This is a genomic window from Streptomyces sp. NPDC087859 (assembly GCF_044742595.1).
In the GTDB taxonomy this organism is placed as follows: domain Bacteria; phylum Actinomycetota; class Actinomycetes; order Streptomycetales; family Streptomycetaceae; genus Streptomyces; species Streptomyces canus_F.
In genome coordinates, this window is sequence record NZ_JBIUUU010000001.1 from 503,578 (window position 1) to 523,035 (window position 19,458).

The following is a 19,458-nucleotide window of genomic DNA, read 5'->3' on the forward strand; positions in this document are numbered from 1 at the left end:
GTGAAGTCGACGGCGTGAGAACGGAATCACGGTCGCATACGGTCACCCGGCGGTCCCCTGAGACCAGTTCCGCGCAACCCGTTACCCCCACGACACCGCGAGGTTTAGCGTCCTCCACCAGGTGACCGGCTCCCCACCGCCGCCCGGGCCAGGGGCGGCAGTCGGACACCACCGCCGAGAAGGTCCGGCGGCGGCCCGCTCCCCCTGTGCGGGCCGCCGCCGGACGCGTGAACCGTCCCGGGCGGTCGTACCGCGGACCAGGCGGTCGTACGAAAGGACGTGCAGTCCACGTGGCAGCGCACCGCAAGCCCAGGCAGCGCTCGGCCGGCGGCAATACGGTCCGTACGGCGGCGACGATCGCCCTGGCGGGCGCGGCGACCGCGACCGGCTTGGACGGGACCGGGTATGCCGAGCCGAATCTGACACCGGCGCAGGTCAAGGCGAAGGTGGACAAGCTGTACCAGGAGGCGGAGGTCGCCACCGAGAAGTACAACGGCGCGAAGGAGAAGGCGGAGGGGGCCGAGGAGCGGCTGAGGGCGCTGCGGGACGAGGCAGCGCGCAAGGCGGACAAACTCAACTCGGCGCGGGACGCGCTGGGTTCGATGGCGGCGGCACAGTACCGCGACGGAGGCCTCGACCCCGCGCTGCAACTGGTGCTCTCCGGCGACCCCGACCGCTATCTCGAGGGCGCCGAGTTCGTCGAGCGCGCGGGCACCCGACAGGCGGCCTCCGTCACGAGCGTGCGCGGGCAGCTGCGGGAGATCGAGCAGTTGCGTGGTGCCGCCCATATCGAGCTGGCCTCGCTCCGGTCGCGGCAGGCGGAGCTGAAGCGGCACAAGAAGACGATCACCGGAAAGCTGGACGCGGCGCGCCGGCTGCTGACGCAGCTGCCGACCGAGGAACGCACCGGCGATGTGGAGCGCGCCTCGCGCTCCGCCGGCTCCGGCGCCCGCGACGGACTGACCGCCGCGGGAGCCATGCAGGCCCCCAACTCCCGTGCCGCGGCCGCCGTTTCGTACGCCTCCTCGAAGCTCGGCAGCCCCTATGTCTGGGGCGCCACCGGCCCCGACGCCTTCGACTGCTCGGGGCTGATGCAGGCGGCCTACCGCTCCGCCGGCATCTCCCTCCCGCGCACGACGTACGCCCAGATCGACACCGGCCGCCGCGTCGCCCGCTCCGAACTCCTCCCGGGCGACCTGGTGTTCTTCTACTCCGCCATCAGCCACGTGGGCATCTACATCGGCAACGGCCAGATGATCCACGCCCCGAACCCCTCGGCACCGGTGCGTGTCGCGCCGATCGACGAGATGCCCTTCGCGGGGGCCACGCGGGTGGTGTGAGCGGCTGCCGTCACCTGGCGAACGTGAACTTCTCGACCGCGTCGAGGTCGGTGTTCCAGTACGTGACGCCGGGGTTGGGGCCGGGCGTGAGGAAGTCGGTGCCGCCGGGCAGCCTGATGTCGAGCGGCGCCCCTTCCTCGTCGCTGTGGGGCACGCGCTCCATGTAACCGAGGCCCAGCGACTCCACGGTGGTGGTCTTCTCGCCCGCCCGGAAGAGGAACAGGCCCGCGTACGCCTTCTCGCCGGGCTCGATCGTGGCGACCGCCTGCGGCTTCGACTCCATCGGGCCGAGCGGGTTCTCGGTCTCGTCGCCGAGGTACACCCGCGGGTAGTGGTAGAGAGTGCAGGCCGTGTCTGCGGCGTTGGTGGCCGTGATGAGGAGGTGCCTGACCTCGTCGTGCGGGTAGACCGACGTGGCGACGGAGAGGTCGGGGTCGGCGCACGCCCGGGTGGCGTCCTCACCGCTGCCACCGGTGTCGCCGCTGCCGCCCGCACCGGCGGAGCCGCTGGGGGAGGCCGAGCCGCCGGGCGTGGCGGAGTCGGCCGCGGTCGGGCTCGCGGACGGGGTGGTGTCCGCCTTGTCGTCGGTGCCGCCGCCCGGCTCGCACGCCGTGGACGCCAGGAGCGCGGCGACGGCCACTGCCCCCAGGGTGTACGTCTTCCAACTCTTGCGGGCAGCGCCCATGGTGATCCCCCGTGTGTCGTCTCAGGACTCGAACGGTCCGACTGACGACACGATTCTGCACAGGCCGGAGCTGTGGGCCACCTCCCCCGCGTTGTCGTTACGGATCATGGACATGGACGGCACCGTTCCGTTCCGCTGCCACGGCATCGCCCACGGTCCGCCGGCCGAGAGCCCGCGCCGGCCCCGGCCTCACACCAGCCGTCGCGCCGTGGCCCAGCGAGTCAGCTCATGCCGGTTCGACAGCTGCAACTTCCGCAGCACCGCCGACACATGGGACTCGACCGTCTTCACCGAGATGAAGAGCTGCTTGGCGATCTCCTTGTACGCGTACCCCCGCGCGATCAGCCGCAGCACCTCCCGCTCCCGCTGCGTCAGACGGTCGAGGTCCTCGTCCACCGGCGGCGCGTCCGTGGACGCGAAGGCGTCCAGCACGAATCCGGCCAGCCTCGGCGAGAACACCGCGTCGCCGTCCTGGACACGGAACACGGAGTCGACCAGATCCGTACCGGTGATCGTCTTGGTGACGTACCCCCGCGCACCGCCCCGGATCACACCGATCACGTCCTCCGCCGCGTCCGAGACGGACAGGGCGAGGAACCGGACCGGCTGTTCGGCGTCGGCCATCAACGGGGCGCAGCGGCGCAGGACTTCGACACCGCCGCCGCCCGGGAGGTGGACGTCGAGAAGGACCACCTCGGGCCGGGTCGCGGTGATGACCGTGACCGCCTGGTCGACGTCCGCGGCCTCGCCGACGACCTCGACACCGGTCTCCTCGGTCCGCCCGATCTCGGCCTGTACGCCCGTTCGGAACATGCGGTGGTCGTCGACGAGGACCACGCGCACCCTGCGCTCCTCCGCGCTGTCGGTGGCCTCCGCCGTACCGTTCGCCTCGTCGCTCATGACGTCTTCTCCGCCCTCTCCATCTCCAGCTCGACCTCCGTGCCGCCGTCCGGCACCGCGCGCAGCCGCGCCGTGCCGCCGTTGCGCTCCATGCGGCCGATGATCGATTCTCTGACACCCATGCGGTCGGCGGGTATCGAGTCGAGGTCGAAGCCCGGACCGCGGTCCCGGACCGACACGAAGACCGTCCGTCCCTCGACTTCGGCGAAGACCTGAACCGCGCCGCCCTCGCCACCGTACTTGGCGGCGTTCACCATCGCCTCGCGCGCGGCCTGCATCTGCGGGCCGATCCTCTCGTCGAGGGGGCAGTCGCCGACTATGACGACCTCTATCGGGACGCCGTGCTTGTCCTCGACCTCGGCGGCATTGCGCCGCACCGCGTCGGCGAGGGTCGTGGGTTCGTCGGCCTCGTCCTTGCCGGTGCCCTCGGGTTTGTAGAGCCAGGTGCGCAGGTCGCGCTCCTGGGCGCGGGCGAGGCGGCGCACCTCGCTCGCGTTCTCCGCGTTGCGCTGGATCAGGGTGAGGGTGTGCAGCACGGAGTCGTGGACGTGGGCGGCGACCTCGGCGCGCTCCTGGGCGCGGATGCGCATCAGGCGCTCCTCGGAGAGGTCCTGGGTCATGCGCACGAGGTAGGGGCCGGCGAGGAGCGTTATGCCGACGAGGACCGCGAGGGCCGCCTGCAGAACCGAGCCGAGGTGGGCCGCGGAGCCCTGGAGGACGAAGATGCCGGAGACACCGGCGGTGACCAGCAGGACGCCGCCCGCGGCGCGCAGCAGGCTGAGGGTGCGCTTGCGGCGGCCGACCTCGACCCAGCGGGCCCGGCGGGCGTTGTCGGCCTGGCGCCAGACCAGGGCCACGCCGGCGCCGACCAGCACGGCGGGCCAGAGGTAGGCCTTGGCGCCGGTGCCGAGATTGACGTTGCCCACGAAGACCATGGCCACGACGACCATGAGGAGCAGGGCGACGATCTGGCCCTTGTCGGGCCTGCGGGCGACGAGTCTGCGGCGGCCGTCCGGCGAGGTCTCGGTGGAGACGAGGGACGGCGTCCGCTGCCCGCCGACCCCGCCCACGCCGAGCGGCACGAAGAACCAGAACGCCGCGTACAGCAGGGCACCGAGCCCGTCCGCCATGAACAGGCCCACGAAGACGAGCCGCACCCAGATGACGGGCAGCCCGAGATGCCCGGCGAGCCCCCGCGCCACACCACCGAGCCAGCGTCCGTCGCTGCTGCGGTAGAGCTTGCGCGGCGGCCGCGGTTCGACGAGTGGCGCTGCTGCGGCTTCCGGCATGCCATCGATGTTCACACGGCGGGCGGGCGGGGGCATCAGGGTCGTCCCCCTAGACGCCCCTGATCTTCGACATGTGCAAAAACGTCGGGCCGTCGAACGCTCCCCCGGCGCCGGCTCAGGGGCGATATCAGGGTCCGGCCAGGGTCGTTCCGACTCCCGCCGGGGCGGCTCGCCCGTCACCATGGACACATGACAGATCACCAGCACGCCGCGGACCCGGCGCCCGACGAGGGTGCCTCGTCCGCCGCGCCTCCCGTGGCCGCCGCGGGTGAGGATTCGCGCGCGCATGTGCGGGCGGATGCGCGGACGGAAGCGGGTGCGGCCGACCGGCCGGGCCCGGCTCCCGGCGGCCCGGCCGGCGGAGGCGTCGAGGGACCCGGCGAGGCCGGGGCCGCCGCGCCGCCCGCGAGGTTCCGGCGCGACCGGCGGTTCAAGGTGCTCGCCGGGGTGTGCGCGGGGCTCGGGCGGCAGTGCGACATGGACCCGGTGATCTTCCGCATCACGCTCGCCGTGCTCTCCGCGACCGGCGGCATCGGCCTCATCTTCTACGGCTTCGCCTGGCTCCTCGTCCCGTACGAGGACGAGGAGGAGAACGAGGTCCGCAAGCTGCTGACCGGCCGTGTCGACGGCCAGGCCCTGACGGCCGTGCTGTTCGCGCTGGTCGGCTGCGGGGTGTTCCTGACGATGCTGAACAACGGCGGGGTGCTCACCTTCGCCGTCATCCTCTCCCTCCTCCTCGCCGGCGCCGGGTACTGGGCCCGCCACCGCGGCGCCCCCGACACCGATCCGCTGGCCGCGCAGGCCGTCGCCGACGCCCCTCCGGAGGCCCAGGCACCGCCGGTGGGCCCCGGATACCCGTCCTGGTGGCGCGAACCCATCGTCAAGGACGGCACGCACGAGGGCGGCACCGGCTATCTGTGGGGCCCCCGCGACTCCCGCGACCGGGACATCGCGGCGGCCGTCAACATCGGCCTCGGCAGATACGACGGGGCACGCGCCGCCACCCGCACCGCCCGCCCGCAGCCACCAAGACCGCGTGGCCCGCGCTGGATCGGCGGCTGGGTCTTCCTGTTCGCCCTGCTCGCGGGCGGTCTCGGCACCACTCTGACGTGGGATGAGCACCCGCTCGGCACCAGCCTCCAGACCGGCCTGTCCTGCGCCCTCATCGTCATCGGCCTCGGCATTGCGATCAGTTCCTTCCTCGGGCGTACCGGGGCGGGCTCGATCTTCCTGGCGGTGATCACGGCGGGACTCCTCGCCGGTTCGGCGGCGCTGCCCAAGGACATCGGCACGCACTGGATCGAGAAGACCTGGCGCCCCGCCGCGGTCGCGGACGTCCAGCCCGTGTACGACCTCGGCACCGGCGTCGGCACGCTGGATCTGACGGGGCTGGACCTCGCCGGGGGAAAGACGGTGACCGCCCGGGCCGAGGTGGGCGTGGGCAAGCTGAAGGTGGTCGTACCGAAGGACGTGACCGTGAAGGTCAGCATCGACGTGGGCGTGGGCGACATCCAGCTCCCGGGCGACGACCAGGAGGACGTGGACGTGGAACCGGGCAAGCACCAGGAGGTCACCCTGACACCGCCCAAGGGCACCAGATCCTCCGGCACTCTCGATCTCGACCTACAGGTCGGCGCCGGCCAAGCGGAGGTGAGCCGTGCTACGTCATGAGTTCCGCCCCGGCAAACTGCTCGCCGGTCTGTTCCTGGCCCTGGCCGGCATCATCTACGCCGGCGACGCGGGCGGCGCCTGGGAGACCCCGTGGTTCGCGGCCATCCCCATCGTCACGGGCGGCCTCTGCCTGGCGGCCGCGACGGGCCTCGCGACTCGCGCGGTCCGTCGACGGCGTGCGAGGGGTGGGGCGAGCGCGGGTGCGGTGGGCGAGTCGGAGGGGGCGGGCTGACCGAGGGGGCGGCGCGGTCGGGCCGCGGCCCCCTTCGCCGTCGTCCGGCTAGTACGCCGCGGCCCGTCCCCGTCGTCGGGATCGCCAGGCCGCGTCGAGTGAGAAGTTCGGGGCGCCTGCGAGGACCAGGGGGAGCCAGGCCATCAGGTAGGCGAGGTCGTTGCCGTAGTAGTACGGGTCCGAGGCCCAGCTCATCGTCAGCCAGAGGCTCAGGGAGATCAGGGCTCCGCCGAGGGCGGCCAGACGGGCGAGGAGGCCGAGGAGGGTGCCGATGCCGACGGCCAGTTCGCCGAGGGCGATGGCGTAGCCGAAGCCGACGGGACTCTTCAGCGCCATGTCGATCATGTCGGGGATCGCCGCGGAGTCCCGGACGTTGCGCATCTGGTCGCCGATGGAGCCGGTCCCGGAGGCCTTCATGAAGGCGCTGTCGGTGAGTTTGTCCAGGCCGGCGTAGATGAAGGTGACGCCGAGGAAGAGGCGTAGCGGGAGCAGGGCGTAACGGGTGGCGGTGTCCCGCCAGCTCCGGTCGCCGTCGTAGTAGGGGGTGTGCGTGTCCGTACGGAAGCTGTGCGTCATCGCTCCGAGCCGCCTCTCACCCAGCGTGCCGTGACCCCTCAAAAGACGATACGCAGGAACGGGAGAAGCCGCTCAATGCTGACGCGACCGTTTTCCGCGGCTCGGGCCCAAGGAGGTGGTGGCGTCGCGGCAGGGGACCATCCGCCAGGCCACTGCCCACGGCCGCGGCCCGGCCCCCCGCCCACTCCTCAGTCCGTCACATCGATCCCGTACCGATTCGTCTCCACCCCCGCCGCGGTGACCACCTGCACCTCCACCCGCCCAGGCTCCACATCCGCCGGCACCGGCACCGTCAGGACCGCGTCCGTCGGGTTGCTGAAGCCTCCGTTCACCGGGACGAGGGGGACATGGACGTGGACGGTGCCGACGCGGACCGTCATACGGGACAAGCGCTCCGCGCCCTGCGCCCCCGGGGGGACGAAACCGGCGCCGCGGATCTCGATGTCGTCGCCCGTGCGGATCGGCGCGTCGAGGTCGCCGGCCTCGCGGGCGCGGACGACGGAGAGGATGACCGGGCGGCCGCCCTCGGCGTACTTGCCGGCCACGTAGGTCGCCGCCGAGATGAGGACGACCACCGCCAGGCCCCAGGGGAGGTCGGGGAGCTGGTCGGGGCGGCGGGCGAGGCGGACCGCCGCGAACAGCAGGGCGACGGTGCTGATCACGACGTACTGGATGTCGGCGAAGGTGCCCCGGCCCGCGTCGTCCGTCAGGAGGTCGGCGGCGCGCGGGCGGTCGGCGCGTACCTTCTGCAGCCGCTGCCCCAGAACGCGCAGGCCGACCACGCGCCGCACCAGGACCGCGATGGCGCACACCACGGCGAGGACCGTCACCACGCCCGCCCCGCGGTCGAGGTCGAAGCCGGAGATCAGCGTGTCGCGCTCGGCGGGGTCGGAGGCGGCGGCGAGACGGCCGACCAGGACCAGCACGGCGTACGCCACGAACAGCACCCAGGCCACGGCCACCGCGCGCGAGGTGGACAGGCGGTTGTCCTCGCCGATCACGGGCGCGAGCGCGCCGCCCCGGGCCCGGTGGAACCAGGACGCGGCGGTCAGCGCGCCGGCCGTCAGCAGCGCGGCCAGCAGACCGGCGGTCCGGGCCGAGGTCCAGCCCGCGCCGATCGCCGTCAGTGCCTGGACCAGCAGCAGGACGACCACACCGGCCCACACCGTGCACGCGGTCCGGCTCCACATCCGGGCCAGCCAGGCCTCGCCCTCGGCGCGGCCGCGCTCGGCGACGACCTCCGCGGACTGGGTCAGCTCCTCCGACACCCACTGGCGGGAGGCAGAGGCCGAGTGGGCCACGGCGGCCGGCAACCCCTGTCCGGCGGCGAACTCGTCCCGTTTCAGCACGAATTCGGCGACCGCCCGCCGATGCCCCGCCCGCGCCCCGTGCGGACAGTCCCCGCAGGTGCAGCCACCCCCGTGAGCGCCAGCCTCCACGCTCTGTCTCGCCTCCTGCACCGCCACGTCCGACGCCTGCCTTCCCCGCGATTCCCACGCGCTGCGGCCCCGCCGAAGCCTCGGCGGACCGCTCTGCAACTCCCGTGCGATGACAGCGAATTGTGCCCTACGCCACTGGGTGCCCGTCCGGCAGGTCTGGTCAGGGCGGGTGAAGACCGGACCGCCGTGTTGACCCGGCTGCGAGAATTTCCCTATGGCCGAGATCATCCAGCGCGACGGGACCTGGGCCTTCGACGGCACAACTGTCAGGATCACGCCGGGACTCCACCGCTCCGTGCCACTGTTCCGGCAGACGTACGGCGAGATCGCCGTGCCCCTGGAGGCTGTCTCGGGCGTGGTCTACGAACCCGAACGCAAGCGCGGGCGGCTGCGGATGCGGCTGCGCGAGGGGGCGGATCCGCTGCTCCACGCGACGGGCGGACGGCTGCCGGACCCCGCGGACCCCTACCGGCTGTTGGTGGACATCGACCGCTCGGGGGTCGCCGAGTACATGGCGGAGGAGATCCGCCGGGCGCTGCTGCTCGACCAGGTCCCCAAGGACCCGACGAAGACGTATCTGCTGGCCGGTCCGCCGGTCCCGGTCTCGGTGCGCTCCTCCGACGGCACGGTCTCCTTCGACGGTCTCCAGGTCCGTATCGACTGGTCGGACACCTCCGACCGGGTCAAACGCGCGACCGGGCCGCGGATCATCGCCATCGACGACGTCGTGGGGGTCGAATGGCTGCCCAACTCCGGCTACGAGGACGGCTTCCTGCGCTTCGTGACCCGTGAGACGGCGTTCTCGAAGCTGCCGCCGGAGAAGGACCCGTACGCCCTCGATCTGTGGGGCAGCGCCCGCCGCGACCTGCTCACGGCCCTGGTCGCCACCGCGGTCACCGCCCGTCTCCCGCATCCCTCCACCCGCACCGGCAACGACCTCGCGGAGGGCCGCCCCGCGCGGCTCCCGCTGGCTGTACCGCCCCAGGCCGATCACCACGACGTCCTCCTGCGCAGGCTCCGGGAGCTGGGCGAGCTGCACCGCGACGGGGTTCTCACCGACGAGGAGTTCGCGATGACCAAGGCCGCGGTGCTGCGGGGTTTCTGAGCCCCCTCGGCAGGGGGCTCAGCTCAGCAGATCCGGCTCGCTGCGGCTGATGTCCTGCCACAACGGCTGATAGTTGATCCACGCCACCAGGTCCCCGCCCAGTTGCTCCCGTGTCGCCACCGCCGCCTTGTGCTCGATGAGAACCGGCCGGCCGGCCGCCCTGGCCGTCAGCTGGACCTGCGAGGACCGTTCCATGGACAGGAACCACCAGGCCGCCGCGTCCACCGAGTCCCCCACGGTCAGCAGGCCGTGGTTGCGCAGCACCAGGCCCTTGCGGCAGTCGAGCGCGGCGGCGATCCGCCGGCCCTCGGCGGCGTCGACGGCGACGCCCGAGTAGGCGTCGTAGACGGCGTGGTCCTCGTAGAACGCGCAGCTCTCCTGGGTGATCGGGTCCAGGAGCTCCCCCAGGGCGGCCAGCGCGCGGCCGTGCACGGAGTGGCAGTGGGCGACCGCGACGACGTCGGGGCGGGCGGCGTGGACCTGGGCGTGGACGGTGAACGCGGCCTGGTTGACGTGGTAGCGGCCCTCGATGACCTGCCCCTCGGAGTTGGCGAGGACCAGATCGCTCACCGTCACATGCCGGAAGGGCATCCCGAAGGGGTTGACCCAGAAGCAGTCGCTGAATTCCGGGTCGCGCGCGGTGATGTGCCCGGACACCCCGTCCTCGAAGCCCATCCTCCCGAAGATCCGCAGCGCCCCCGCGAGCCGTTCCTTGCGGTGCCGGCGCTCGTCCTCGACCGCGTCGTGCATCGGCGGCATCGCGAACTGGAGGCTGTCCGTGGGCAGGGGTGTCGGCGGCTTGGGCCCATACGTCCCGTGCATCTGTCCTCCAGCACTGGGGTTGCTTTACGGGGCGGAAGTTACCGCCGGTCAGCGCAGGAGAACAGAGCCGTTATGAAAAGATGACGTGCGCAATCGATCCGGCCCGCGCCACTTCGCGCAATACGGACAGCAGATGTCGGGTATGAGCGCCAGACTCGCCGTATGACAGCAAACTGGGCGGCCTTCACCACCGCCGAACCCGACTTCGCCCAGCGCGTCGAGGAACGCTTCGGCGCCTTCACCCACCACACCCTCGCGACGCTCCGCAAGGACGGCTCCCCGCGCACGAGCGGTCTGGAGGTCCGTTTCCTGAACGGCGAGCTCTGGCTCGGCATGATGCCGGACTCGCTCAAGGCGCTCGACCTGCTCCGCGACCCGCGCTTCGCACTCCAGGCGAATCCCGGCGAGGGGCAGAGCATGGGCGGCGGGGACGTCCGGATCAGCGGGCGGGCGATCGAGGTGGTGGACGCCGGGACGAAGGCCGGATACGGCGAAGAGGTGGAACCGCCGGAGCCGTTCCACCTCTTCCGCACCGAGCTGACGGAGGTCGTACGGACCTACGTCGAGGACGACAAGTACCTGGTCGTCCAGGCCTGGAAGCCCGGTGAGCCCGTGCGCACGATCAAGCGCACCTGAGCCCCTTCACAAGAGGGGGCCTACTCCCACTCGATGGTGCCCGGCGGCTTCGACGTCACGTCGAGGACCACGCGGTTGACGTCGGCCACCTCGTTCGTGATCCGCGTCGAGATCTTCGCCAGCACCTCGTACGGCAGTCGCGACCAGTCGGCGGTCATGGCGTCCTCGGAGGACACCGGGCGCAGCACGATCGGGTGGCCGTAGGTGCGGCCGTCGCCCTGGACGCCGACGCTGCGGACGTCCGCGAGCAGCACCACCGGGCACTGCCAGATGTCCCGGTCGAGGCCGGCCGCGGTCAGCTCCTCGCGGGCGATGGCGTCCGCGTCGCGGAGCAGGTCGAGCCGCTCCTTGGTGACCTCGCCGACGATCCGGATGCCGAGACCCGGGCCGGGGAACGGCTGGCGCTGGACGATCTCCTCCGGCAGGCCCAGCTCCTGGCCGACCATCCGGACCTCGTCCTTGAACAGCTTGCGCAGCGGCTCGATCAGCTGGAACTCGAGGTCCTCGGGGAGGCCGCCGACGTTGTGGTGGGACTTGATGTTGGCGGTGCCGGTACCGCCACCGGACTCGACCACGTCGGGGTAGAGGGTGCCCTGGACGAGGAACTCCACCGCCGGACCCTCGTCCGCGATGATCTCCGCCTGCGCCTGCTCGAAGACCCGGATGAACTCCCGGCCGATGATCTTCCGCTTCTCCTCGGGGTCCGAGACACCCTTGAGCGCGGTCAGGAAGCGCTCCTCCGCGTCGACGACGACCAGCTTGACGCCGGTCGCGGCCACGAAGTCCTTCTCGACCTGCTCGGTCTCGCCCTTGCGCATCAGACCGTGGTCGACGTACACGCAGGTCAGCTGGTCGCCGATGGCGCGTGCGACGAGGGCCGCGGCCACCGCGGAGTCGACGCCGCCGGACAGACCGCAGATGGCGCGCTTGTCGCCGACCTGCTCACGGATGGCCGTGACCTGCTCCTCGATCACATTGCCCGTGGTCCAGGACGGGGTCAGGCCCGCGCCCCGGTACAGGAAGTGCTCCAGGACCTGCTGGCCGTGCGTGGAGTGCATGACCTCGGGGTGGTACTGGACGCCGTAGAGCTTCTTCTCGTCGTTCTCGAAGGCGGCGACCGGGACGACGTCCGTGGCGGCCGTGACGGAGAAGCCCTCGGGGGCGGCGGAGCAGGCGTCGCCGTGGGACATCCAGACGGACTGCTCGTCGGGGGTGCCCTCGAAGAGCGTCGAGCCGGACCGCGACACATGGAGCGGCGTACGGCCGTACTCACGGGCGCCGGTGTTGTCGACCGTGCCGCCGAGGGTCGTGGCCATCAGCTGGAAGCCGTAGCACATGCCGAAGATCGGGACGCCGGCCTCGAAGAGCTCGCGGTCCAGGCGCGGGGCGCCCTCCGCGTAGACCGAGGAAGGGCCGCCGGAGAGGATGATCGCCGCCGGGTTCTTGGCGAGCATCTCCGCGACCGGCATGGTGCTCGGCACGATCTCGCTGTAGACCCGGGCCTCGCGGACACGGCGGGCGATGAGCTGGGCGTACTGCGCGCCGAAGTCGACGACCAGGACGGTGTCGGGGGCGGCGGCGGGGGTCGCTGATGACACGGGTTGCCTTCCGGCGTGAGCGAGGTGTGTGTGGGGCCGAGTCTACCGGGCGCGGCGGGGCCGCTCCCGGGGCAAGCCCTGTCTCACGATACGAACCGGGTTGGACGCCCCCGCGAGGCGCGGCATACTGCTCCCATGCTCACGCACCCGACCTTCCTCTTTACCTATGGCACCCGGCCCGCCGGCTGCCATGGTCGTGCTGCTTGAGCTACTGACAAGCGACTTCCCAGGCGCCCCGGGCCGACAAGGTCCGGGGCGCCTGTCGTTTTCTCCGGACCCTGCCGCTCCGGGGCACCTCGACCCCCTTCCAGACGAGGAGCTCCCCATGACCGCCATCGACGTGACCGGCGCCCGTACCTCCGAGGCCGCGGATGTGATCACCGGCGCCCGTGAGCGCATCGACGCGCTCGACGACCGGATCATCGGTCTGATCCAGGAACGGATGGCCGTGTCCGCTGTCATCCAGGAGGCGCGGATCACCTCCGGCGGCCGGCGCGTGAACCTCTCCCGCGAGATGGAGGTTCTCAACCACTACAGCGAGGCGCTGGGCAGGCCGGGCACCTCCCTCGCGATGACCCTTCTCGAACTGTGCCGCGGTCGCATCTGAGTTCGGGCCCCGCCTCACCCGTACGGCGCGTGACCGGGACGCGGACCGCTTCGTTGGTGGGGTGTCCGCGCCAGCCAGGGGCGGGCCCGAAAGAACCACGCGTGGCTCGCTGGGGCGATGAGACGTACGGATCGTGCCGTACGTCGTGGGACCTCGCTCCAGGTAAGTGACCGGACGGCAGGGGACAGCAGCCCGGTCACCCAAGAGAACGGCCGGCTCCGGGGACGCCCGGGGCCGACCGACGGAAAAGTGCACAACGAGTACAGGCAAAGTGCCGGAACACGTACAAGACCGGACCGAACGGTTGCGGTGGCCGGGTCCATCCAGCACGATGCCTACAAAGCCCAAGTCCCCTCGCAGACAACCACATTGCCTTTGTCCTCCCGCACTGCCAGAGGTCGAGACCAACCGCACGCCCCGACTGCGCCGGGGCGCCGACCCAGGCACGTGAGGCAAGCGGCGCAACCCCCCGGCGCCGCTCCCAGGCACCGGTGCTGCCCTGACGCCGGTGCTGACGAAAGAAGGGCCCCGCGGCTCCGTCCCGCGGGGCCCTTCGCCGTGCCCCGGTCCTCCCCACCTCGGACCGCTGTGCGTCAGACGCGGGAGACCGTCCCGCAGTCCTGCCCCTGACGGATGTCCTTGCTGCGGTCGTACGGGTCCGACGTCGGGCCGGTCGGGGGCTCGCTCGTCGGATTGTCCGAGGGGAACTGCGGGTGGAACCAGCCGTCGTGGGCGTCACAGGCCGAGTTGCCGGCGTCCCGGTCGTGCCGCAGGACGGTGAGCTTGCCGGGGGTGATGTCGTACCTGGCCGGGTCGGAGAGTTCGACGTCGAGGACGCGGCGGACGATGATGCGGGTCACCTCGGGCGAGCCGTCGGCGCGGACCACCGGGTAGACGAAGGTGTAGTCGGCGTGGACGGCGACGGCGGCGCCCTCGCCCGCCTCGAACGTCATCCGGCCGCGGACCTTCACTACGTCGCCGACCGGCCGGACCTCGTCCGGGTCGAAACGGGTGAACATCGACAGCGGGTCGTGCTTCTCGTCCGGATCGCTCAGGGCGGTCTTCAGCCGCGAGAGGACGTCCTTCTGCTTCGGGTCCAATATGTCCAGCGCCGCCTCGGGGCGTTCGCCGCGCAGTGTCGCCGGGTCGAGGTTCGAGGAGATCAGCAGTTCCCTGGTCAGCCGAAGGGCCTGGGCGACCTCCGCCTTCGACCGTCCGCCGACCGCTTCCGCCTTCGGTGCGAGGATGCCGGCCTTGCCGTCGGCCCAGCGCTTGGCCGGGGAGCCGGCGAACGGATCGTCCAGGGTGGGTGTCGCGGGGGCCGCGGCGGAGGGCGGGGCGGTGGGGGCCGCGGTCTCCTCGGGGAGCGGTGCCCCGGAGTCGGAGGTCCCGCTGCCGAAGGGGTCGCCCGGCAGCAGCGAGGGCTTCAGCGCCACGACGGCCACGACGAGGGCGAGGAGCAGACCGAGGGCCGTCCACACCCGCCGGCCGCGCCTCTTGTCCTGGAGCGGCGGACCCGGACGCCAGCTTTCGGGCGTCTCACCGCGGGCCTCCTGCTGCCGCAGACGCTCGGTCACCATGCGGGCGCGCGCGGAGGGCTCCTTCGGGGCCTCCCGCTCGCCGGCGCGGGTGAACTGTTCCCAGACGTCGTCGGGGACTTCGGGGGTCGAGGAGGAGTCCTCGGACGGCTTGTCAGACACGACGGCAGTTCTATGGGCTGAGAAAGCACTTTCACAAGCGCAATCGGAATGTGACTCAGGCCACATAAGGTTTCTGTGAATGCGGGGGCAACCATTCACAGGCTTCACGAATCAAACCAGGCGAACCACGGGCCACACCCGCACCCCACAGGCGGGGCCCACCAAGCCCCACTCATGTGCTGCGACACGCAGCACACCGGACTTCCTGAGGTCATTCATGAAGCTTCGCCGTGCCATGGCCGCAGCGGCCGCGACGGCTGTCATAGCCCCGCTCGCGCTGCTGTCCGCGCCTGTCGCGTTCGCGGACGAGACGACTCCGACTCCCACCGAGACGGTCACCAGCACGCCGACGGAGGAGCCGACCGACACGGCCGAGCCGACCCCGACGGACACCACGCTGCCCACCGACACCGCGCTCCCGACCGACACGGCGACGACGACCGCCACCGCCACGGCGACCGACACCGCGACGGCCACCGCCACGGCCACGGAGTCGGACGAGCCCGAGCCCTCCGACTCGGCCGAGCCGAGCGAGGAGCCGACCGACCCGGACGTCCCGTACTGCGAGGACGTCGACAAGGACTTCGCGGACGCCAAGGTGTCCGCGGACATCAAGGGCCTGCCCGGCAAGATCGTCGCCGGTGACGGCTTCCACAACTTCAAGCTGACCGTCACCAACGACTCCGGCACCACGGTCGACGGCGTCGCGTTCTACGCCGAGGTCGAGAACTACGAGCTCGACGAGTCCAAGTGGCTCAGCCCGTACGTCGACCTGGAGTTCAAGAACACCGAGACCGGCACCTGGGACCGCATCGGCGACGAAACCTTCGCCGGTGACTACTTCTTCTACGTCGACTCGCTGAAGGCCGGCAAGACCAAGTCGGTCGACCTGCGCGTCAGCATCGGCTCCAAGGCCCCGGCCGGCGACGCCTACTCCTTCGGCTCCGGCGCCTACCTGGACAACGTCGACGGCCAGGACTGCATCGCCGAGGGCTGGGCCCAGTACGACTTCGAGGTCCTGAAGGCCGGCTCGCCCAACCCGGACCCGGGCACGGCCGACCCGAGCGACAACGGCAAGGACTCGGTGAAGAAGCCGCAGGGTGACGTCTCCGAGCTGCCGACGGGCAACCTCGCCGACACCGGTTCCAGCTCGGCGCTGCCGACCATCGGTCTCGTCGGCGGTGCCGCGATCGTCGCCGGTGCCGGCGCCGTCTTCGCGATGCGTCGCCGCAAGGCGGGCGCGGAGGGCTAGAGCCCGGCCGCAAGGCTGCAAGACAAAGAGAAGGACCTGCGCTCGGAGGGGGGTGCAGGTCCTTCTCTTCATGTGCGCAGGGGCTACGGCGGAGCTACTTCTTCGGCGGCACCGCCGGTATCCCCAGGAACGGCAGCCGCAGCGCGCCGAACGCCTCCGCCGGAACCGCCGCCGTCCGCGGCTCGACCGGCTTCAGACGTTCGTACGCCGCGCCCTGCGCCGGACGCGGGTCCGCCTCGCCCTTGTTGGGCCAGTACGACATCGCCCGCTCGGCCTGTGCGGTGATCGTCAGGGACGGGTTCACCCCGAGGTTCGCCGAGACCGCGGCGCCGTCGACGACCGAGATGCCGGGGTGGCCGTAGAGGCGGTGGTACGGGTCGATCACACCGTCCTCGGCGGTGGCGCCGATGGGGCAGCCGCCGAGGAAGTGGGCGGTGAGCGGGGTGCCCATCAGCTCGCCGACGTTGGAGCCCGCGAAGCCGTTGATCTCGGCCGCGATCGCCGACGCGCCCTCCGAAGCGGCCCTGATCTGCTTGGGGTTGGGGGCTCCGTGGCCCTGGCGGGCGGTGAGCAGGCCCTTCCCCACGCCGTCCGGCTTCAGGTACGTCGTCAGGGAGTTGTCCAGCGACTGCATCACCAGGCCGATGATGGTCCGCTCCGACCAGCGGCGGTTGGAGAGGGAGCGCATCACCAGCAGGGGGTGCCGGGCCGCGTTCGCCATCCAGGCCAGGACCCGCGAGGAGCCCTCGGTGTACGGGACCTGGAGAATGGACAGGCCGCCCATCGAGTTGGAGCCCTTGCCGTAGCGGACCGGCTCGATGTGGGTGTTCGCGTCCGGGTGGATGGACGAGGTGATGGCCACGCCCCGGGTGAAGTCGGCCCTCTTGTCGCCGGTCGCCTTGCGGTAGCGCCGGTCGCTGGTCTGCGCGCCGACCAGTGCCTCGGAGTTGGTGCGGGTCAGCTCGCCCAGCTTTTCGGACAGGTGCGGCAGCTGGCCGCCCGCCTTCATGCGGTGCAGCAGGGTCTGGGTCCCGTAGGTGCCGGCGGCGAGGACGACACGGCGGGCCTTGAAGGTCCGGCCCTTGCCCTTGCGCTGCTGGTCCGTCGGCAGGGTGGCGATCGCGTACCCGCCCTGGGAGTCGTCCGTGACCGAGACGACCGTCGTCATGGGGAACACCACCGCGCCCGCCTTCTCGGCGAGGTACAGGTAGTTCTCGTTGAGGGTGTTCTTCGCACCGTGACGGCAGCCGGTCATGCACTCACCGCACTCGGCGCACGCCTTGCGGTCCGGTCCCGCGCCACCGAAGTACGGGTCCGCGACCCGCTCGCCGGGTTTCGCCTTCACCGCGCCGTCGGCGTCCTGCCCGTCACCGAAGAACACCCCGACGGGCGCCATGTGGAAGGTGTCCCCGACGCCCATCCGCTGGGCCGCCGCCTTCAGATGGACGTCGGACGGGGTCATCGTCGGGTTGAGCCGTACGCCGAGCATGCGCTGCGCCTGGTCGTAGTACGGCTTCAACTCCTCTTCCCAGTCCGTGATGTCACGCCACTGCGGGTCCTCGAAGAACGGCTTCGGCGGCACGTAGAGCGTGTTGGCGTAGTTGAGCGAGCCGCCGCCGACCCCCGCACCGGCGAGCACCATCACGTTGCCCAGCAGATGGATGCGCTGGAGCCCGTACATACCGAGCCTGGGTGCCCAGAGGTAGTTCTTGATGTCCCAGGAGTTCTTGGGGAGGGTGCCCGGGGTGAAGCGGCGGCCGGCCTCCAGGACGCCTACGCGGTAGCCCTTTTCGGTGAGGCGGAGGGCGGTGACGGATCCTCCGAAGCCGGATCCGACGACGATCACGTCGTAGTCGTAAGCGTCCTGAGGCACGTGCGTTCTCTCCTTTGAGCGTGCAGTGCTGTGAGCGTGCGGTGCGGGTCGGTCTAGCGGAACCGGAACGCCTTCATCAGGCGCAGGCTGCGGCTCATGAACTGGGCGTACGCCTCGTCGCTCATGCCCAGCGACGGCGCCATCGGCAGCAGCCGCTGCTGGGCCACCGTCTGGGCCTCCGTGTACTTGAGGATGCCCTCGGAGCCATGGCGGCGGCCGAGGCCGGAGTCCTTCATGCCGCCCATCGGGGACTGGACGCTGCCGTAGGCGGGCGCGTAGCCCTCGTTGACGTTGACCGTGCCGGTGCGCAGCCGGGAGGCGACCTCGCGGCCGCGCTTGCCGTCCTTCGTCCAGACCGAGGAATTGAGGCCGTACGACGTGGAGTTGGCCTGTGCGACGGCCTCGTCGTCGGTCTTGAAGCGGTAGATGGAGACGACCGGGCCGAAGGTCTCCTCCGCGCAGATCGCCATGGGCTCGGTGACGCCGTCCAGGATCGTCGGCTCGAAGAAGTACGGGCCGATGTCCGGGCGGGCGACACCGCCGGCGACGACCGTGGCGCCCTTGGAGACGGCCTCCTCGACGTGCCGGGTGACGGTCTCCAGCTGGCGCTCGCCGACGAGGGAGCCCATGTCGGCGCCGTAGGCGAGGGACTTGCCGAGCCGCATGGCCTTGGTGCGGGCGGCGAAGCGCTCCAGGAAGGCGTCGGCGACCGACTCGTGGACGTACAACCGCTCTATGGAGATGCAGAGTTGGCCGGCGGAGGAGAAGCAGGCACGGACGGCTCCCGCCGCCGCCTTCTCGATGTCGGCGTCCTCGAGGACCAACATCGCGTTCTTGCCGCCGAGTTCGAGCGAGACGCCGACCAGGCGGGCGGCGGCGCCCTGGGCGACCTCGCGGCCGGTGCGGGTGGAGCCGGTGAAGGAGACGTAGTCGGCGTGCCGGACGACCTCGGGGCCGACGACGGGGCCCTCGCCGAGGACGACCTGGAAGACGTCCGCGGGCAGCCCGGCCTCGATCAGCAGGTCGCGCGCCCACAGGGCGGTCAGGCAGGTCTCGGTGTCGGGCTTCATCACGACCGCGTTGCCCGCGACGAAGGCGGGGAGCGCGTCGCCGACGGACAGCTCCAGGGGGTAGTTCCAGGGGGCGATCTGGCCGACCACGCCCCGCGGGTGGCGCAGCTCGGTGACCTTGGTGAGGGTCGGCATGGCGCCCGCGTGCCGCTTGGGCCGCAGATAGGAGGGTGCCCGGCGGCCGTAGTGGCGGGCGGCGACCGCGACGGCCTGCACCTCCTCGTGGGCGTGCAGACGGGCCTTGCCGGTCTCCAGCTGGATCAGGTCGAGGACCTCGGCCTGGCGGGCGAGCACCAGGTCGTGGAAGCGGAGCAGCACGGCGGCCCGCTGCCGTACGGGCGTCCGCTCCCACACGGCCTGCGCCTTGCGGGCCGCCGCGTAGGCCTTCTCGACGTCCTGCGGCGTCGACTCGGGCAGGTCGGCCAGCTTCTCGCCGGTGAACGGCGTGTGGTTGGCGGTCCGACCGGAGCCGACCACACCCTTGGTGAGCTGGGCGACCAGCTCCGGGGTGACCACGTCGGCGGCGGTCCGGGCGCCCTCAGGGGCGGGGGCGAGGGGGTTGGTGGCCTGAGCCGAAGCCTTCGAGTCCGTCATGAGGCGCAGAGTATGCCGGAGCGGGGGCTTTGGGTACCCGTCGGTAATCGGGATTCACGGAGTACTCAC

General features: G+C 71.3%; 17 protein-coding genes. 7 read left to right on the forward strand and 10 right to left on the reverse strand.

Annotated features, from left to right (window positions below):
* Window positions 1–290: 290 nt before the first annotated feature.
* Entirely contained in the window at window positions 291–1,340 is a 1,050-nt protein-coding gene (locus ACIOHP_RS02340; protein WP_401882566.1) for an NlpC/P60 family protein, read from the forward strand.
* A 10-nt stretch (window positions 1,341–1,350) separates the two neighbouring features.
* Here ACIOHP_RS02340 and ACIOHP_RS02345 read toward each other — a convergent pair whose 3' ends face one another.
* The 3 genes from ACIOHP_RS02345 to ACIOHP_RS02355 all read right to left on the reverse strand — a co-directional run bounded on the left by ACIOHP_RS02345 (window position 1,351) and on the right by ACIOHP_RS02355 (window position 4,214).
* Window positions 1,351–2,025: a DUF4232 domain-containing protein gene (locus tag ACIOHP_RS02345; RefSeq protein ID WP_401882569.1), complete on the reverse strand. Its 675-nt coding sequence runs from the start codon at window positions 2,023–2,025 to the stop codon at window positions 1,351–1,353.
* 189 nt (window positions 2,026–2,214) lie between these two features.
* The gene (locus tag ACIOHP_RS02350; protein ID WP_361480853.1) at window positions 2,215–2,925 is read right to left on the reverse strand and encodes a response regulator transcription factor; all 711 of its coding nucleotides are present in this window, start codon (window positions 2,923–2,925) and stop codon (window positions 2,215–2,217) included.
* Complete coding sequence (locus tag ACIOHP_RS02355; protein WP_307026931.1) at window positions 2,922–4,214, reverse strand: ATP-binding protein; 1,293 nt, start codon at window positions 4,212–4,214, stop codon at window positions 2,922–2,924. The genes ACIOHP_RS02350 and ACIOHP_RS02355 overlap by 4 nt, the downstream gene beginning before the upstream one ends.
* A 189-nt stretch (window positions 4,215–4,403) precedes the next feature.
* Here ACIOHP_RS02355 and ACIOHP_RS02360 point away from each other — a divergent pair, with 189 nt between their 5' ends.
* Both ACIOHP_RS02360 and ACIOHP_RS02365 read left to right on the forward strand, forming a co-directional pair.
* Complete coding sequence (locus ACIOHP_RS02360) at window positions 4,404–5,885, forward strand: PspC domain-containing protein (RefSeq protein WP_401882572.1); 1,482 nt, start codon at window positions 4,404–4,406, stop codon at window positions 5,883–5,885.
* Window positions 5,872–6,117, forward strand: a complete 246-nt coding sequence (locus ACIOHP_RS02365) for a hypothetical protein (protein WP_401882574.1) — start codon at window positions 5,872–5,874, stop codon at window positions 6,115–6,117. Before ACIOHP_RS02360 ends, ACIOHP_RS02365 begins: the two co-directional genes overlap by 14 nt.
* 48 nt (window positions 6,118–6,165) lie before the next feature.
* Here ACIOHP_RS02365 and ACIOHP_RS02370 read toward each other — a convergent pair whose 3' ends face one another.
* Together ACIOHP_RS02370 and ACIOHP_RS02375 are read right to left on the reverse strand one after the other, a co-directional pair.
* Window positions 6,166–6,693 (reverse strand): DoxX family membrane protein, encoded by a 528-nt coding sequence (locus ACIOHP_RS02370; RefSeq protein ID WP_361550843.1) that lies wholly within the window; start codon window positions 6,691–6,693, stop codon window positions 6,166–6,168.
* A 188-nt stretch (window positions 6,694–6,881) separates the two neighbouring features.
* A complete protein-coding gene (locus ACIOHP_RS02375) occupies window positions 6,882–8,159 on the reverse strand; it encodes a hypothetical protein (RefSeq protein ID WP_327718893.1) in 1,278 nt (425 codons plus the stop codon).
* 187 nt (window positions 8,160–8,346) lie between these two features.
* Here ACIOHP_RS02375 and ACIOHP_RS02380 point away from each other — a divergent pair, with 187 nt between their 5' ends.
* The gene (locus ACIOHP_RS02380) at window positions 8,347–9,237 is read left to right on the forward strand and encodes a DUF4429 domain-containing protein (protein ID WP_401882578.1); all 891 of its coding nucleotides are present in this window, start codon (window positions 8,347–8,349) and stop codon (window positions 9,235–9,237) included.
* Window positions 9,238–9,255: 18 nt separating this feature from the next.
* On the opposite strand, the gene ACIOHP_RS02385 is transcribed toward ACIOHP_RS02380, so the two are convergent.
* Window positions 9,256–10,059, reverse strand: a complete 804-nt coding sequence (locus ACIOHP_RS02385; protein ID WP_401882581.1) for a class II aldolase/adducin family protein — start codon at window positions 10,057–10,059, stop codon at window positions 9,256–9,258.
* A gap of 162 nt (window positions 10,060–10,221) precedes the next feature.
* Here ACIOHP_RS02385 and ACIOHP_RS02390 point away from each other — a divergent pair, with 162 nt between their 5' ends.
* Window positions 10,222–10,695, forward strand: coding sequence for a pyridoxamine 5'-phosphate oxidase family protein (locus ACIOHP_RS02390; protein WP_401882583.1), 474 nt, complete (start codon window positions 10,222–10,224; stop codon window positions 10,693–10,695).
* A 20-nt stretch (window positions 10,696–10,715) separates the two neighbouring features.
* Here ACIOHP_RS02390 and guaA read toward each other — a convergent pair whose 3' ends face one another.
* Window positions 10,716–12,293 (reverse strand): glutamine-hydrolyzing GMP synthase, encoded by a 1,578-nt coding sequence (gene guaA, locus ACIOHP_RS02395; RefSeq protein ID WP_361550830.1) that lies wholly within the window; start codon window positions 12,291–12,293, stop codon window positions 10,716–10,718.
* Window positions 12,294–12,618: 325 nt separating this feature from the next.
* Here guaA and ACIOHP_RS02400 point away from each other — a divergent pair, with 325 nt between their 5' ends.
* Window positions 12,619–12,900 (forward strand): chorismate mutase, encoded by a 282-nt coding sequence (locus ACIOHP_RS02400; RefSeq protein ID WP_046261633.1) that lies wholly within the window; start codon window positions 12,619–12,621, stop codon window positions 12,898–12,900.
* A 593-nt stretch (window positions 12,901–13,493) separates the two neighbouring features.
* Here the strand turns inward: ACIOHP_RS02400 and ACIOHP_RS02405 are convergent.
* On the reverse strand, window positions 13,494–14,600 hold the full coding sequence (locus tag ACIOHP_RS02405) for a hypothetical protein (protein WP_401882586.1): 1,107 nt from the start codon (window positions 14,598–14,600) through the stop codon (window positions 13,494–13,496).
* Between the two features lie 217 nt (window positions 14,601–14,817).
* Here ACIOHP_RS02405 and ACIOHP_RS02410 point away from each other — a divergent pair, with 217 nt between their 5' ends.
* Complete coding sequence (locus tag ACIOHP_RS02410) at window positions 14,818–15,852, forward strand: LPXTG cell wall anchor domain-containing protein (protein ID WP_401882589.1); 1,035 nt, start codon at window positions 14,818–14,820, stop codon at window positions 15,850–15,852.
* 94 nt (window positions 15,853–15,946) lie between these two features.
* Here the strand turns inward: ACIOHP_RS02410 and ACIOHP_RS02415 are convergent, their stop codons facing one another.
* Together ACIOHP_RS02415 and ACIOHP_RS02420 are read right to left on the reverse strand one after the other, a co-directional pair.
* Complete coding sequence (locus ACIOHP_RS02415) at window positions 15,947–17,725, reverse strand: GMC family oxidoreductase (RefSeq protein ID WP_361550821.1); 1,779 nt, start codon at window positions 17,723–17,725, stop codon at window positions 15,947–15,949.
* 53 nt (window positions 17,726–17,778) lie between these two features.
* Window positions 17,779–19,389 (reverse strand): succinic semialdehyde dehydrogenase, encoded by a 1,611-nt coding sequence (locus ACIOHP_RS02420; protein ID WP_401882593.1) that lies wholly within the window; start codon window positions 19,387–19,389, stop codon window positions 17,779–17,781.
* Window positions 19,390–19,458: the final 69 nt, after the last annotated feature.

Bases quoted from the DNA above. Each gene is read 5' to 3' on its own strand.
- ACIOHP_RS02410 (WP_401882589.1), top strand. From the start codon at position 14,818: ATGAAGCTTCGCCGTGCCATGGCCGCAGCGGCCGCGACGGCTGTCATA.
- ACIOHP_RS02380 (WP_401882578.1), top strand. From the start codon at position 8,347: ATGGCCGAGATCATCCAGCGCGACGGGACCTGGGCCTTCGACGGCACA.
- ACIOHP_RS02345 (WP_401882569.1), bottom strand. From the start codon at position 2,025: ATGGGCGCTGCCCGCAAGAGTTGGAAGACGTACACCCTGGGGGCAGTG.
- ACIOHP_RS02390 (WP_401882583.1), top strand. From the start codon at position 10,222: ATGACAGCAAACTGGGCGGCCTTCACCACCGCCGAACCCGACTTCGCC.
- ACIOHP_RS02400 (WP_046261633.1), top strand. From the start codon at position 12,619: ATGACCGCCATCGACGTGACCGGCGCCCGTACCTCCGAGGCCGCGGAT.
- ACIOHP_RS02355 (WP_307026931.1), bottom strand. From the start codon at position 4,214: ATGCCGGAAGCCGCAGCAGCGCCACTCGTCGAACCGCGGCCGCCGCGC.
- ACIOHP_RS02370 (WP_361550843.1), bottom strand. From the start codon at position 6,693: ATGACGCACAGCTTCCGTACGGACACGCACACCCCCTACTACGACGGC.
- ACIOHP_RS02385 (WP_401882581.1), bottom strand. From the start codon at position 10,059: ATGCACGGGACGTATGGGCCCAAGCCGCCGACACCCCTGCCCACGGAC.
- ACIOHP_RS02420 (WP_401882593.1), bottom strand. From the start codon at position 19,389: ATGACGGACTCGAAGGCTTCGGCTCAGGCCACCAACCCCCTCGCCCCC.
- ACIOHP_RS02360 (WP_401882572.1), top strand. From the start codon at position 4,404: ATGACAGATCACCAGCACGCCGCGGACCCGGCGCCCGACGAGGGTGCC.
- ACIOHP_RS02350 (WP_361480853.1), bottom strand. From the start codon at position 2,925: ATGAGCGACGAGGCGAACGGTACGGCGGAGGCCACCGACAGCGCGGAG.